This window comes from Spirochaeta dissipatitropha (genome assembly GCF_054657935.1).
In genome coordinates, this window is sequence record NZ_BAAHXT010000002.1 from 155,947 (window position 1) to 170,669 (window position 14,723).

13 protein-coding genes and 1 tRNA gene are annotated in these 14,723 nt (G+C 48.3%); 7 read left to right on the top strand and 7 right to left on the bottom strand.

The annotated features are described in order from the left end of the window. Nucleotides 1–2: 2 nt before the first annotated feature. The 5 genes from ACYQ2L_RS02595 to ACYQ2L_RS02615 form a co-directional block, all read right to left on the bottom strand. On the bottom strand, nt 3–410 hold the full coding sequence (locus ACYQ2L_RS02595; RefSeq protein ID WP_460050742.1) for a DUF1667 domain-containing protein: 408 nt from the start codon (nt 408–410) through the stop codon (nt 3–5). After that, nucleotides 407–1,663: an NAD(P)/FAD-dependent oxidoreductase gene (locus tag ACYQ2L_RS02600; protein ID WP_460050744.1), complete on the bottom strand. Its 1,257-nt coding sequence runs from the start codon at nt 1,661–1,663 to the stop codon at nt 407–409. The genes ACYQ2L_RS02595 and ACYQ2L_RS02600 overlap by 4 nt, the downstream gene beginning before the upstream one ends. Next, the gene (locus ACYQ2L_RS02605) at nt 1,656–3,176 is read right to left on the bottom strand and encodes an NAD(P)/FAD-dependent oxidoreductase (protein WP_460050746.1); all 1,521 of its coding nucleotides are present in this window, start codon (nt 3,174–3,176) and stop codon (nt 1,656–1,658) included. Before ACYQ2L_RS02605 ends, ACYQ2L_RS02600 begins: the two co-directional genes overlap by 8 nt. Nucleotides 3,177–3,200: 24 nt before the next feature. Next, a complete protein-coding gene (gene glpK / locus ACYQ2L_RS02610; protein WP_460050748.1) occupies nt 3,201–4,700 on the bottom strand; it encodes a glycerol kinase GlpK in 1,500 nt (499 codons plus the stop codon). Nucleotides 4,701–4,887: 187 nt separating this feature from the next. After that, nucleotides 4,888–5,421, bottom strand: a complete 534-nt coding sequence (locus tag ACYQ2L_RS02615; RefSeq protein ID WP_460050750.1) for a DUF4168 domain-containing protein — start codon at nt 5,419–5,421, stop codon at nt 4,888–4,890. A gap of 45 nt (nt 5,422–5,466) precedes the next feature. On the opposite strand from ACYQ2L_RS02615, the gene ACYQ2L_RS02620 reads away from it, so the two are divergent. From ACYQ2L_RS02620 to ACYQ2L_RS02645, 6 genes are all read left to right on the top strand, one after another. Next, entirely contained in the window at nt 5,467–6,429 is a 963-nt protein-coding gene (locus tag ACYQ2L_RS02620) for a hypothetical protein (RefSeq protein ID WP_460050752.1), read from the top strand. 9 nt (nt 6,430–6,438) lie between these two features. Further along, nucleotides 6,439–7,143 carry a response regulator transcription factor gene (locus tag ACYQ2L_RS02625; RefSeq protein WP_460050754.1) on the top strand — a complete coding sequence of 235 codons (705 nt, stop codon included), beginning with the start codon at nt 6,439–6,441 and terminating at the stop codon, nt 7,141–7,143. 2 nt (nt 7,144–7,145) lie between these two features. Continuing rightward, entirely contained in the window at nt 7,146–8,501 is a 1,356-nt protein-coding gene (locus ACYQ2L_RS02630; protein ID WP_460050756.1) for a sensor histidine kinase, read from the top strand. Nucleotides 8,502–8,603: 102 nt separating this feature from the next. Beyond that, nucleotides 8,604–9,692, top strand: coding sequence for a TRAP transporter substrate-binding protein DctP (gene dctP, locus ACYQ2L_RS02635; protein WP_460050758.1), 1,089 nt, complete (start codon nt 8,604–8,606; stop codon nt 9,690–9,692). A gap of 18 nt (nt 9,693–9,710) precedes the next feature. Continuing rightward, complete coding sequence (locus ACYQ2L_RS02640; RefSeq protein WP_460050760.1) at nt 9,711–10,322, top strand: TRAP transporter small permease; 612 nt, start codon at nt 9,711–9,713, stop codon at nt 10,320–10,322. 16 nt (nt 10,323–10,338) lie between these two features. Beyond that, nucleotides 10,339–11,616: a TRAP transporter large permease gene (locus ACYQ2L_RS02645; RefSeq protein ID WP_460050762.1), complete on the top strand. Its 1,278-nt coding sequence runs from the start codon at nt 10,339–10,341 to the stop codon at nt 11,614–11,616. Nucleotides 11,617–11,742: 126 nt separating this feature from the next. On the opposite strand, the gene ACYQ2L_RS02650 is transcribed toward ACYQ2L_RS02645, so the two are convergent. Then, nucleotides 11,743–11,815, bottom strand: a tRNA-Cys gene (locus ACYQ2L_RS02650). 62 nt (nt 11,816–11,877) lie between these two features. After that, nucleotides 11,878–14,256, bottom strand: a complete 2,379-nt coding sequence (locus tag ACYQ2L_RS02655) for a diguanylate cyclase (protein ID WP_460050764.1) — start codon at nt 14,254–14,256, stop codon at nt 11,878–11,880. A gap of 79 nt (nt 14,257–14,335) precedes the next feature. Here ACYQ2L_RS02655 and ACYQ2L_RS02660 point away from each other — a divergent pair, with 79 nt between their 5' ends. Then, entirely contained in the window at nt 14,336–14,701 is a 366-nt protein-coding gene (locus tag ACYQ2L_RS02660; protein ID WP_460050766.1) for a hypothetical protein, read from the top strand. The last annotated feature ends 22 nt before the right edge of the window (nt 14,702–14,723 follow it).

Sequence of the window (14,723 nt, forward strand, 5' to 3'; positions counted from 1 at the left end):
AGTTAAACTGAATGGGAAGAAATAATCTGGATGCCGGTACCTGCTATATCTTCTATTATAATTGATCCCTTTGGCAAAGGTGAAGCAACATCCATGCTGTGGAGCTTTTCCAGCAGAGCTGGTATATGCTCGACAGGAACAGCTTCACTTGAACGCACGGGAACCCTCTGCAGGAATCCCTGACTGCTTTCCTTACCGTTTTTCTGGTAGTGCACCCGACAGGTTGTGGTGACCATCCGTTTTGGTGCAAGGCATTCTTCACGTGCATAGATCTCTCCACGCCTGCATTTGTTTCCGCTTACCTGGATGTCTTCTCCCTCTATACTTACCTTGAGCCGACAGCCGATTGGACAGGCAATGCAGATCATTTCTCTGCTTTCTCCCTGGGTTTTCTGTGCTGGGATACTCATATCAGGCTAACCTCCAGGCTTGAGTCACTACTGATTATATCAGGATTGATTTTGAGTCGCTTCATATCTATTTCGATCATTTCCGAGGGCTGGACATGGGACTTTTTGTATTCCTTGATCAGCTCAGTATCCAGCATGACTCTGACTACCGCATTGTTCTTGACTATCATTGGACGGAAATAAAGAATTTCCGGCCGTTCGGGGTTGTATCGTCCCGGGGCTGTGTATCTGATATTTGCTCCAGGTCTGATTCGAAGCTGAACTTCGGGTCTGTATCCCTGCAGATATTCTGCGACATGCGCTCCGCAGCGCCGGGATTCCGCCGATACGAAATCAACAAGATCATGAACATGTAGTACGTTCCCGCAGGAAAAAAGTCCGGGAATGCTGGTCATCATTCTACTGTCGACAATGGGACCGCTGGTCAAGGGATTCAAATCCGCGCCGAGTGGGCGGGCCAGCTCATTCGATGGAATCAGACCGACAGACAGCAGGAGGGTATCACATTCAATCCGGAAACTCTGGTCATCGGCCTGTCTGCCGTCCACAATGGGGCTCACATCTACTGCTTCTACCCGGTGTTTGCCGTATATGTTCGAGACTATGTGGCTGAGATACAGCGGTATGTTAAAATCATGAAGACATTGACTTATATTTCTGGTCAATCCGGAGGGGTAGGGCTGAATTTCTACAACAGCGTGCACCTTACAGCCTGACCAGGTCATGCGTCGGGCCATTATCAAACCGATATCGCCGGATCCTATTATTACCACATCCTTTCCGGGCAGATAGCCCTCCAGGTTCACCATTCTCTGAGCGAGTCCGGCTGTATAGACGCCGGCTGGTCTGGTGCCTGGGGTACGTATTCCGCCACGGTTTCGTTCACGGCAGCCGGTTGCGAGTACAACCGCTCTGCCACTCAGTTGAAACATTCCCTGCCTGGGTGATACGCATGTAGCGGTTTTCAGATCGGCTTCCTCCAGGAGATCAATAACAGTGGTATCACAGTGGATATCGATTCCGTCATCCTGTACCAGCTCTTCCCAGCGTTCCGCATATTCCGGTCCGGTCAGTTCTTCCTTGAATTCATGAAGACCAAATCCATTGTGAATACACTGAAGCAGAATCCCCCCGAGAATTGCATCCCTTTCAACCAGGGCAACGGTGTGACCCTGCCGTGCTATCTCTTTGGCAGCTGACATGCCGGCAGCTCCACCGCCGATGACGACTGCATCGTAGTGTTTTTTATACATTGCTGCCTCCTGAAGTTGCTGGTTTACCGATTTCACTGACAAATACCTCACTGCCTGGTCCGTGTTTGCTGACCCTGGTATAGGGAATGCCGGTTTCCTCCTCAATGAGCTGTATTATTCTGTGCGTGCAGAATCCTCCCTGACAGCGGCCCATTCCAGCTCTGGAAAAGAACTTGATGCCGTCCAGAGTGCTGTGGCCGGCGTGGATGGCGGCTTTAACTTCCGCTTCTGAAACGGTCTCACAGCGGCACACAACCCGGCAGTAGGCTGGGTCTTTAGCTATCAGTTCCTCGGCGGTGTAGGTAGCGGAATCACGCAGACGTGGAACACGCTCAAGATAAGGGTCGTAGTCAGATTTTTCTGTCAGTCTGCATCCGATACTTTTCAGTATATCCTTGGCGTATTCCCCGATAGCCGGAGCGGCAGTCAGCCCGGGGGACTGGATTCCCGCCACCTGAATTAAATTCTCTGCTTTCTTACTTGCTTCAATATAGAAATCTCCGTTGGACATGGCGGGCCGCACTCCAGCGAAGCTGGTTATTACATCACCTGCTGATATGCCTGGTACCAAACGCCGGGCACTGTCAATAATCCGTACCATCTCTTCCGCTGTAGTGCTGGTGTCCTCCTTGTCCTGTATATCACGAGCGGTGGGTCCAATGAGAACGGTACCTTCAACGGTAGGTATAACCAGCATACCCTTGGATATCTGTGTGGGCACCGGGAACAGTACGCGATGCGGTGCTGATTCAGTCCAGCGGTCAAGCAGGAAGTATTCACCTTTTCTGGGTGAAATAGTGAAGTCTTCGGCGGCGAATATCCTCGAAACTTCATCTGCATATACACCTGCGGCATTAAATACATAGCGCGCACGAATTCGTCTGCCGTCTTCGGTGAACAGGTTCCATCCGTTCTGGCCGTCAGAAATGCTGCTCTCTGCGAGCTTACAGGATTCAGCATGGTGAACAGCAAAATCCGTGACCACCGTCACTCCGTTTTTTCTTGCTGATTCGACAAGCGCAAAACCGAATCTGTAGGGCTCGATTATTCCACCTCCGGGAGCATGCAATCCGCCGACAACATCGCCGTGCAGCTTTGGCTCCAGACTGAGCATACGTTCCCGTGAGCACATTTCGATTCCGATGGCTGAGTTGTCTACACCTTGCTGATACAGGTATTCAATATGCTTCAGTTCATCCTCTGCCATAGCTGCAACCAGAATTCCTCGGCGTTCAAAAGGGAAATCCAGCTCCTTCTGCAGCCGGTCGAACATCAGGTTGCCGGCAATTTCAAGCCGGGTCTTCAGATATTTCCCGTTGTGGTGAAAGCCACCATGAATGATTCCACTGTTAGCCTTGGATGTCCCGAAGCAGACATCACTATTCTTCTCGACCAGGGCCGTCGTCAATTGATAACGTGAAAGGGTGCGGGCGATTGCTGCACCGCAAACCCCGGCTCCGATAACCGCTGCATCCACCTCAAGGGGAGCATCGGCAGTGATGCGATGATACATCTTGCCTCCTTTATGAGATCTTCTTTATTTCTCTATCCAGCCCTGTGAGCGTTCAACTGCACGGCGCCATCCCCTATACATCTCTTCCCGCTGTGTTTCCGCCATGGAAGGTTCAAAAACACGGTCGATTTCAGCATGCTTCAGGATATCACCCAGATCCTGCCAGAAGCCTGAGGCCAGTCCTGCCAGAAAAGCTGCTCCCCTGGCTGTTGTCTCGATTATTTTGGGCCGGATAACCGGAACATTCAGAATATCTGCCTGGAACTGCATAATAAAGTTATTTGCACAGGCTCCTCCATCGGCTTTCAGTTCCTTCATTTCAATTCCACTGTCTTCAGACATGCATTCCGAAACATCCCGAACCTGATATGCCAGGCTTTCGAGTGTAGCCCTGATTATATGATTCATATTGGTGCCCCTGGTCATACCTACTATGGCGCCACGGGCATACATGTCCCAATAAGGGGCTCCGAGACCGGCGAAGGCTGGAATAACATAGACTCCGCCATTATCTTCGACCTTGCCGGCAAAGTATTCACTGTCCCGTGCATCGTGAATTACCTTCAATTCATCCCGTAGCCACTGAACAGCAGCGCCGGTAATGAAAATACTCCCCTCCAGGGCATATTCAACCTTGTCATCCACCCCCCACGCGATTGTTGTGAGAAGGCCTGTTTTCGAGCGTATTGCTTCTGTGCCGGTGTTCATGAGTATAAATGACCCTGTACCGTAGGTGTTCTTGGCCATTCCCTTTTCAAAGCAGCCTTGTCCGAACAGGGCCGCTTGCTGGTCGCCGGCGACCCCGGCGATGGGTATTTCGGCTCCACCGAATGTCCTGGTGTCGGTAACTCCGAATATCGAGCTGGAGGGACGTACCTCAGGAAGCATTGCTCGGGGAATCTGCAGATGATCAAGCAGTTCATCATCCCAATCGAGGCTGTGTATATTGTAGAGCATGGTACGTGCAGCATTGGAATAATCCGTGGCATGAACCTTACCCCGGGTCAGGTTCCAGATCAGCCATGTATCGACTGTACCGAAGAGTATCTCGCCCTTTTCTGCCCGTGAGCGTAGTTCAGGAATTTCATTCAGGAGCCATGCAATCTTGGTTGCACTGAAGTAGGAATCGATCACCAGGCCGGTTTTCTTACGGATCGTCTCTGTCATTCCGTCCTTGCCGAGCTGCTCGCAGATATCTGCAGTTCGTTTATCCTGCCAGACAATTGCATTATATACAGGTTTTCCATTGTTCTTGTCCCAGACAACAGCAGTCTCACGCTGGTTGGTTATTCCTATTGCGGCAATTTCATCCGGGCTTACCCCCTGCCGCTCCAGCACCTGTCGGGCAACTCCGCTTTGTGTTGCCCATATATCCATGGGATCATGTTCGACCCAACCTGGCTTGGGATATATCTGCGGGAATTCCTGCTGGGCAGTTCCGGCCATATTGCCGTTATGATCAAACAGAATCGCCCGGGAGCTTGTAGTTCCGGCATCAAAGGAAAGAATGTATTTTTTCTGCACAATAGCCTCCTTCTCTCCTTACAGACTAACCCCGTATTATGGATTCTGCAATAATTAATCCTTTTAATTTAAAAATACGAAGAGGGCTAGCTGTACACGTGTACAGCTAGCCCTCTTCGCTTAAAAAAATGTCCGAGCTTTTTACAAAATTACATTTTGCATGAGCATTCGCAAGATTATTCCGTAATCAGGACTGACCTCTCTCTTCAGCTTCAGCCTGTTCATGAGCTTCAAGCCATGCTAACTGATATTCCTGAATCTGTTCCCAAAGCTCTGGATCCTGCTGGGCAGCAGCTACGATCATATTGAAGATCTCTACATCGAGGCCCTCTTCTTCAACAGCATCTATCATGGCTACCTGTACTTCCTGTTCGATTGTCACCAGAGCCTGAAAGGTTTCCTGGAACTGATCAGCTTCAGCATCACTCAGGTCTTCCGGGAGATTGCCCTGGGTCTGGGCGAAGTGGTTGTGGAGTTCATAGAATCGCTCACTTTCCATACCTGCATCGGTAATTGCAAGCTCAAAATTTTCCTGCATGTCAGCCTGGATAATCTCGATTTCTGACAGTGCGTAGGCAAAGGCCTCAATGTCAGCATCCTCAAAGTCCATAGCAGGTGCTGGTTCCATAGGAAATTCCTGGCCGCTGAGTGGCAGTGCAGCTGTCAATATTGCCCCGATAATCAGGAAAACCAGGAATAATGTTTTTCGCGTAGTGTGCATAGTATGCTCCTTTTCATTTTTGCCAGCCTTTGTTAGGCTTGGCTTGTGTCTGATAATCAACGTAGACGAAAAAAAACCAGAGAACTTGTGCTTCGTGTCAAGATTCTGCAAAGACTCTGCGGAATGTTCATCTTTCCTGTTTTTCTCGTGTTAAGCATATTTCCTCATGAAGCTCTTTCTCTTCCTGCTTCTGTTCAGCCTGGTTTCGGTACTGAAGCTATCAAAGGTGATGTCAGACATATACGCGTCTACAAGGGCGGGGAGCTTTATGAGGAAGCCTGGTACAACCGTGAGGGACAGCTCACTCAGAGAAGCAGCTATCGTACCGGAGCAATTCCTCTATCTACGTATTATGAGTATAACGAGGAGGGTTTGCTGCAGGAGTGGTATCAGGAAGGTATAAACCGTCAACGAATCTGGAGCTATCGGCTTGAGTATGATCATGAATCACGGCCACTGCGTCTTTTAAGTATGGGCTCCGATAATGGAATAGAGTACCTTGAAGAGTACAGATATCTCGAAGATAGTGTGCAGGAGACAGTTCTGTATAACGCAGCAGGAGAACCAGTCTGGCGTAGGCGCGATGAGGACAGTGGGAGTATTGTTTCATGGGAGCTTTTCCAGTCCAGCGGGAATCTGTTTTCCAGGGGGGTCCAGAATTTCCGGGATGACCGGCTGGTACGTGAGCAGCTTTTTGATGAGCAGGGAAGTATTCTGGAAGAGACGGTGCTTTTCTATGATGACCAGGGTAGGCTTGCCGGTAAGGATCTATTTGACGCACAACGCCTGGTTCAGCAACTCAGAAGGGTACATCTTTCAGACAATGTAATTTTCAGTAGATTATACGAGCCTCATTCTGAAACAGCTGCGGTACAACAGACAATGGAGTATCTTGATGAGCAGGGAAACTGGATCAGACGTATTGAGACTTCGCTGCTTGAGGAGTCGGAGGGTATTCAGACCATCAGTCGACAGAAAGAGATAACAAGAGAAATCAGGTACTGGTAAGGAAATATTATGGCATCGATATTAGTGGTGGAAGATAATCAGAGCATCAGAGAGGCCGTAGTTGAATATCTGAAGCTTGACGGCCACAACGTCCATGAACTTTCCAGTGGGGAAGGGGTAATTGAATCGGTTAACGCCGGAGGACTGGATTTACTTGTACTGGATGTCATGCTGCCTAAAATCAGCGGATTTGCTCTTGCAAGAGAGATTCGAAGGACGACAACCCTGCCCATTATTTTTCTGACTGCTCGGGATGAAGAGAGTGACCGCATCGTCGGATTTGAACTAGGTGCCGATGATTATATAGTCAAACCCTTCTCTCCCAAAGAGTTGGTGCTCAGGGTACAGGCGATTCTGCGCCGGGTTAATTCCGCATCTGGTGGAGACTGCTCGGATATGTTGTTTGAAAACAGTGGTGGGGAGTTAAGGATAGACACCGAAGCTCATCAGGTTTCGCTGAATTCAATAAGTGTTCCACTTACTTCAACTGAGTGGGAACTTCTGATTCACCTGGCAGAACACAACGGACAGGTTTTTAGCCGGGAAGCACTCCTTCAAACCTGTCTGGGTTATAGTGCGGAGGGGACAACCCGTACTGTAGATACCCATATTGGAAATATCCGCAATAAAATGAGTGCAGGAGATACTTCCGGTCATGACTGGATCGAGACAATCCGGGGGTATGGGTATCGATTCAACGGCGAAAAGGTCTGAATATGTCCAGGCAGATACCAGTAGCCCGCTATATCTTCAGGCTAGTGCTGCTTTCTGTACTTGTTGCTTCGGCTGTGTTCTCATTGGTCATGTTTGCTGCCATGCGGCGCTCGGTAGCTGACTGGAATACCCTACGGGACCAGAATTTACAGACCAGCATCAGTACCTCAATTTCACAGCAGTACAGAATAGAAGGGCAGCTTAATCCTGACTCACTGCAGGAGATTTTACGGCCGAATCTGAGTCCCTCCATGTACGTCGTTGTCGCTGATGCGGACAGGGTCCCCTTGTATGCCTTCAGTATGGGCCGCCGTTTACCGCTGGAGCCAGGTGTTGATCTCGATAGTATTCTGACAGAGATATCAGGTCTGTCCGGATTGCCGAATATACTGCTCGAGGGTGGTGAGGTAATTGGGTATGCAGCTGTTGGTACCCTGGGCTTCGCAAGTGATCCAGCCAATCAGCAGTTTCTTCGTTCACTATTGATGTTTCTGCTGGCAGGTCTTTTGCTTGCTGTTGTATTCGGCCTTTTGTCAGCACTTGCATTGTCCCGACGGCTTTCAGCCCATGCAGGCAGGATTGCATCGTATTTATCCCGGATTTCTCTAGGTGAAAGAAACGTTGATATGCCGGTTGAGCATATCAGCGAGTTTCAGCATATCGCGGAATCTGTTGCACAGCTTCAGGAGCAGTTGAAGCAGGAAGAACAATTACGCCGTCAATGGGCTCGGGATATCGCTCATGACCTCCGGACACCTGTTACTGCATTGAAGACTCAGTTTGAAGCAATACAGGAGCAGGTTGTGAGCCCGAGTTCAGAGCGTATAGGCCGGCTTTCCCTTGAAGTTGAGCGTATCGAGCATCTGGTCAGGGATTTGAGGGTACTGAATACAATGGAGGAGCCGCAATTCAGTCTTTCTCCCGTAATGCTTGGTGTAAAAGATATTATTGATAACAGTTTGTCTGCTTTTCCTGATTATATTGATCGCTTCGTGTTGGAATGTGAGGATATAAGTATATCTGCGGACCCTCATTACATTCAGAGAGCCTTGGTGAACTTGCTGCAGAACGCTGTTCAGTACAGCCCTGATGATTCAGAAATCCACATACAGGCGCAGCGTGATGAATCAAATACAGTTGTTATCAGCATAATAAATCAGGGAAAGATAGCTTCTCAGGACATGGATTTCATTTTTGAACGCCTGTACAGAGGTGAGACATCCAGAACCACCAGCGGTAGCGGTCTGGGGCTATCTATCGCAAGAGCAATTATCGAACAGCATGACGGTTGGATTTCTGCAGAGAGTTCAGATAACCAGGTCGTAATGAATCTGTTTTTCCCACACAGAAGTATGTAGAAAAAAAACCAATAAAAAGCTTTTCCTCCAGACTATAATCCTTTAGTATTGAAATAATTAGCGTGCTTATATTAAGTAGGCGAAAAATACAGGAGGATTTTTATGTCTTTACTACGTAGGACAGCTTTTATAGTAGTTGTGTTGTTTCTTGGTTCCTCGCTGTTTCTGGCGTGCAACGGCGATGATGCAACGGCAGACGCAGCAGATGATACTGAAATTCCGGTTATTCAGGCACGGCTTGCCAGTGAGGAAATCGAGGGAGATTTCATGACCGTGTGGGCTGAGTATTTCGGTGAATATATGGAAGAACAGACAGACGGTGTTTTTCAGCTTGATGTGTATCCATTCGGCACGCTCGGAGACAATCGTGACATTAATGAACTGGCTCAGCTTGGTGTTGTTGAGTTTGTTTTTTCCGATTTTGCCTGGATAAGTGCCTTTGTGCCGGAAGCCCAGGTACTCTCTCTGCATTATATCTGGCCGCGGGAACGAATGCCCGAAGTTCTTGAGTGGGTAGTAAACAATGGGGATTTCATGCCCTTTCTCGAGGATGCCTTCCGTGCCAACGGACTGGTCCCACTTGGTATTCTCTATGAAGGATGGCAGTGGATTACATCACAACCGCCTGCAGTTACCCTCGCCGATTTTGAAGGACTTCGTACCCGGGTTATGGGATCGAGGTTACTGGTTGAGGATTACCGCGCGTATGACATGAGTCCTACTCCAATGGATTACGGTGAAGTCTACAGTGCCCTGCAGACCGGTCTGATTGATGCCCAGGTAAACCCTCTGTTTGCAAACTACAGTATGAAATTCTATGAAGTCACTGATTACTTTACCCAGATCTGGGCTGAGCCGTTTCTTGGTATACCCACAGTAAACGAGGCCTTTTTCGATGGACTTCCTCAGGACATGCAGGATCATATGATGAGCTACTTCAAGGATAATGTTCTGCAGGCAGCCGACTGGATAGACGCCCGAAATGAGCGTGACAGGGCAAAAATAGAAGAGGATCGTCCGGATATTGTCTGGACTGAATGGACCGATGAAGAAATCGAAGAAGCCCGTGAACTTGCTATGACCGTCTGGACAGATGCCTATCCGGAAATTGCTGGCGAGAACAGTGAAGAAGGTCTTGAACTGCTTCTGCAGGATATCGAAAATGCCAAAATTGCATTAGGAATCCAATAATTATAGCTGGAGACACATATGAGTGAACAAAAATCACTGAATGACAGTGGTGAAAGTTCCAGTACAGGCTCTGGGGCAGACAAGCCCCGGAAGCCTTCTGCCGGAACCAGACTGATTATGGCTATCGAAGGTATCGAAGTGATGCTGCTTGCGTTCAGTGTTGCTGCCCTGGCGGTACTTCTTATTGCAAACGTTATCGCACGTACTTTTTTCCAAAGTATTTATTTTGCGGATGAAATCGCTCGCTTCCTCATGATTCTTATGACCTTTGTCGGGTTAAGCTATGCGGCCCGGAAAGCCCGTCACATTCATATGGGTGCATTTCTGGATCTTATGCCTGCCCGGCTTGAGAAGATTTTTGTTTTTGTTATTTCAGCGGTCAGTGCAATACTCATGTTCATGCTGTCGGTATTTGCATGGCAGTATATGGCACAGATGAGAACGATGGGGCAGACCACCTCAGCTCTGCAGGTTCCATACTGGACATTCATGATTATTGTTCCTATTGGATTCGCTCTGGCAGGGATTCAGTACGTCCGGACGATCATCAAGAATATCCAGGAAGATGATGTCTGGCTGTCTGCAGAACAGCAAAGCGACTACGACGATGAAAGCGCTCATGCATATTAAGAAGAAGGAGATATAGATGGCTTTACTCTGGATCAGTATGATCAGCATGCTCCTTCTCGGATTCCCATTTATGGTGGTTATCCTGGGCTCACTGCTGATGTATGTTGCGGTATCATTCCCGACGTTTAATTACACCGTCATGATACAGCAGATTATCAACGGTATTTCACCGGCGGCTCTGGTCGCTGTGCCTATGTTCATTCTCGGTGCGAATATAATCTCATCAGGTGAATCGGCAAAAAAACTTATACATATGGTTAAGACCTTTGTCGGCCATATTCCCGGAGGACTGCCGATAACAACCAACGTCAGCTGTACTCTTTTCGGAGCAGTTTCCGGATCTACCCAGGGGACTGTAGCTGCAATCGGCAGTACCATGCGTCCGATGCTTTTAAAAGCAGGCTATAGCAGCTCATTCTCACTGGGACTCATAATCAATTCCAGTGATGTTGCCTTACTTATTCCCCCGAGTATAGGATTCATCGTCTATGGTGTTGTTACCAGTACATCTATCGGCAGCCTGTTTCTGGCAGGTATCGTTCCGGGCCTGCTTATAGTACTCTTCTTTTCTATCTACTGTGTTATATACTCGAAGGTAAAGAAAGTAGGGGTTGCAGAAAAAGCGAGCTGGAAAGAACGCAGTGATGCAGTGAAATCGGGGTTCATGGTAATCGGATTTCCCCTGCTTATAATAGGTGGAATATACAGCGGAGTATTCAGTCCAACCGAGGCTTCTGCCGTTGCGGTAATGTATGCCTTGTTTCTGGAAGGGGTTATATACCGCACGCTTCGCTGGAAGCGTCTGGTCCGCTCATTTCTGGATACCGGAATCATAACCGGTGTGGTATTTATACTCGTCGGTGCCGGACAGGCTTTCAGCTGGTTTATCAGCTTTTTGCGTATACCACAGCAGGTAATGCCCATTATTATAGGAACCGATCCAACTCAATTACAATTTATAATTGTGGTAGTAGTCTCGTACTTTATTGTATGTATGTTCGTCGATCCTATAGTGGCTATATTTGTACTCAGTCCGATTTTTCAGCCCTATGTGGTCAGTCTCGGAATCGATCCGGTATTTCTGGGCACACTTATTGTCCTGCAAGCGACCATCGGCTCGGCAACTCCACCGTTCGGTTGCGATATCTTCACGGCTCAACTGATATTCCGGCGGCCTTATCTTGAGGTAATCCGGCACACACCGCCGTTTACCCTGATTGAAATCGGAGTAACGGCATTAATTATCGCTTTCCCGCAGATAGTGCTCTTTCTGCCGAATTCTGCATTATTCTGATGATTGAATAAAAAAAGCCAGCGTGTGCTGGCTTTTTGATTATAGAGGCGCCGATCGGATCCCGCAAGGGAACCGACTTGCAGGTATGTGAAAAGAGCCAGCGAAATGCTGGCTCTTTGAGTAAACAGGCGCCGATCGGATTCGAACCGATGCATAAAGGTTTTGCAGACCTCTCCCTTAACCACTTGGGTACGGCGCCATATGAATGCCTAATATACAGAATCTGTACTTCGGTGTCAATTGCTGGCAGGTTTTCTGTGATCATCGTATATTCAGTCCAATCAGACCTTTTCTGACAGCCCTCTCAAGTTCGTCAGCTGAATGAAGTTTCTGGTTCTGCTCCTGGAAAAAGGCTGGGAATATCTCCAGAATCACCGCTTTATTCCGCCCGTGCTCCTTTGCGTAATACAGTGAAAGATCCCCCAGGGTTATAGCATCCCAGAACCCGAACATCTCGGGCTGGACTTCAGAAGGAGGGAAGAAACTGCCGCCGATGGAGCAACTCAGCTGCAGGGCATTACCCAGGCTTGACTGAAAGGGAGTGAGCTCAACCTTTTGCCGGATTTTTGCTGCGATTTCCGGCAGGAATTCCTGTTTCAGATCTTTCAGGATAATAATAAACTCTTCACCGCCATACCGTATGACAGTATCGGATTCCCTTACTGAAGATCTCAGTATAGAACTGAATTCCTGTATAACAATATCTCCGCTGTCATGTCCGTAACGGTCATTTACCTTCTTGAAATGATCAATGTCCAGAAGGAGTATTCCATATAATATCCCGGCATGGTCCTGTTTTCTCTTTGCCGTTCGACGTGCATGTAGGGTATAGGTGTTCATGATACGGCATGCTTCGGGTTCAACTACATCCCTGAGAAACCGACGGTTTCTCAGTCCGCTCAGGTCATCTGTATATGAGTTCTCCTGCAGTCGCTGATTAGCCTGCAGGAGTTCGCTTGTGCGTCTTGCAACAGTCTCTTCAAGTTCTTCAGTGTAGGCCTGCACCTGCTGCATGAGCTCTGCACCGGCTACAGCCCGTGATATTTTGTCAGTGAGGACAGCAAGATCCTCTTCCTGGAAGTGTCCCAGGCCGAAAACTGCGAGTCCCCATGTGCTCCCGTCCTTGTATAGAGGCAGGTATATGCAGTTTCGGCTTTCTATCTCGAAAGCTCCTCCCGGGAACAGTTCCTGGAGCGGTATGACGAGTCCCTCGGTAGCACGGTTTCTTTGTGGTTCGAGTTGTATATAAATTTTGATTGCATTTTGCTCTTTCTGGCTGAATAAGCCGACAATTCCATGAATTGAATTAGCGATGCCTGCTGCTCCAATCATATTCTTGATATCCTCATGGGAAAAAATATTAATCAGCCGGTCTCCTGTTCTCCTGAGTGTGGCTGCCTTGTCCTCATGCAGTAGAAGCCGATGCTGACTGACATCAGCTGAGGCTCTGAACAACTCCCTGCTCAGCTTCGTTCCATCCTGACGGCTTGCTTCCATGCAGTACTGCAGTATTGTCTGCCAGAGACTCACACTTATTCCGGAATCCAGGCTCTCATAAAATAGATCATAGATAAGGTCATAATCGGTTTTGGCTGGAGGTGAATAACAGAGAGCTGTTATACGTCTGAAATGCTCAGCGAACCGTGTTGCATGCTGCATTTCATCGATGCCTATTCCCGTGCTCTCCGCAATCCATTTCTGGAAGTCCCGTAGATCATGGAACTGATTGATGTCATGCCGTCCTGATTCCGAGGTGGAAAGTCTACTGGTAACTGATGCTGCGGAATTTAAGGCACAGGATTCTCTTATTATCAGATTAACATTCATGCAGGTGAGTGCTGGTACCTTTTTTCCGTTATGAATCTGCTCGAGCATTAAAACCGCTCGCTCACCCATTTCAAAAATGGGCTGCCGCATAGTTGTCAGTGGGGGCTGGGTGTAGGCGGTGAGATCCAAATCATCGAAACCTGCGAGTGCAATGTCCCTGGGCACCTGAATTCCATGTTCTTGAAAAGCCTCTAAAGCCCCCACAGCCATATAATCATCGGCTGCCAGGAGGGCATCAAGCTGCAGTTCACGCTGCAGGATTGATAGAACAGCAGCATGACCTGACTCTTTTTTAAACATGCCCGGAAAGACAAGGTTTGGATCATATAATATTCCGGCTTCCTCCAGTCCGCTGCGGTATCCGGAAAAACGTTCCTCAGCTTCAGCATTACCCAGAGGACCACGGATAAATCCAATTCTCCTGAACCCCCTCACACAGCTAAGGTGATGCATCATAGTCATCATTCCCTTGTGGTTGTCGATCACAATAGCCGGGAGTCCCGGGATCGGAATGCTCAGGCTAAGCATGGGAATATGTTCATGTGTTTTGCAGAAAAATTCGATATTACCGGGGGATTCAGAACTCATCAGTGTGCCTGGCAGCAGCACCAGACCATCAAGTCCGTCGGGATCGATCAGCTGATACATTATATCACGAAAACGCAGATCTCCTGGAATGTAGTCGCTTGAGTTGCAGTCAAATATATGAACGCCCAGACCTTTACACTCAGCCTGATATTTCAGACCTGCTATTATCAACTGCTGATAGCGGTCAAAGGAATTTTCAATTATGATGCCGATTTTCCGCAGCATATTGAGATCACCTCAATTTCAAGTATCCTTCAAAAACCTGGAATTGTACACCATGTGGTCTTTCTGTTAGTATCTGCTCATGAAAGAATCAGAAAACTACGAGCAGGAAATTACCCGGATCACCCATGAGCATCTCAGAAAACTGGTTGAGGAAACCGGAGAAGCATTCGTGCAGGCATGTCCAGGGCAGATTCCGGCTTCTGATATATTCGCGGGAATGCAGAATGCATACAGCCTGGATGCAATTCACCGGCTGACGGTTTTTTTCGTGGCACTTTTCAATGGAGAGAAGGATGACGGGGCTGTTTCGGTGACTGAAGAAGAGTTCCTGGCCCTGGGCTGGCTTTGCGATCAGGCGTATTTCAGTCAGATTCCGGAGGCATCTGCTATTCAGGACCTATATATAGCTCTGAAAAAAGCCGGACCGCTTCCAGGAACGAATTGAGGTCCGGCAAACTTTTCTGGAA

Excerpts from the sequence above, each read along its gene's own strand:
- ACYQ2L_RS02630 (WP_460050756.1), top strand. The coding sequence starts at position 7,146 with ATGTCCAGGCAGATACCAGTAGCCCGCTATATCTTCAGGCTAGTGCTG.
- ACYQ2L_RS02660 (WP_460050766.1), top strand. The coding sequence starts at position 14,336 with ATGAAAGAATCAGAAAACTACGAGCAGGAAATTACCCGGATCACCCAT.
- ACYQ2L_RS02600 (WP_460050744.1), bottom strand. The coding sequence starts at position 1,663 with ATGTATAAAAAACACTACGATGCAGTCGTCATCGGCGGTGGAGCTGCC.
- ACYQ2L_RS02640 (WP_460050760.1), top strand. The coding sequence starts at position 9,711 with ATGAGTGAACAAAAATCACTGAATGACAGTGGTGAAAGTTCCAGTACA.
- ACYQ2L_RS02625 (WP_460050754.1), top strand. The coding sequence starts at position 6,439 with ATGGCATCGATATTAGTGGTGGAAGATAATCAGAGCATCAGAGAGGCC.
- ACYQ2L_RS02595 (WP_460050742.1), bottom strand. The coding sequence starts at position 410 with ATGAGTATCCCAGCACAGAAAACCCAGGGAGAAAGCAGAGAAATGATC.
- ACYQ2L_RS02645 (WP_460050762.1), top strand. The coding sequence starts at position 10,339 with ATGGCTTTACTCTGGATCAGTATGATCAGCATGCTCCTTCTCGGATTC.
- ACYQ2L_RS02655 (WP_460050764.1), bottom strand. The coding sequence starts at position 14,256 with ATGCTGCGGAAAATCGGCATCATAATTGAAAATTCCTTTGACCGCTAT.
- dctP (WP_460050758.1), top strand. The coding sequence starts at position 8,604 with ATGTCTTTACTACGTAGGACAGCTTTTATAGTAGTTGTGTTGTTTCTT.
- ACYQ2L_RS02615 (WP_460050750.1), bottom strand. The coding sequence starts at position 5,421 with ATGCACACTACGCGAAAAACATTATTCCTGGTTTTCCTGATTATCGGG.
- ACYQ2L_RS02605 (WP_460050746.1), bottom strand. The coding sequence starts at position 3,176 with ATGTATCATCGCATCACTGCCGATGCTCCCCTTGAGGTGGATGCAGCG.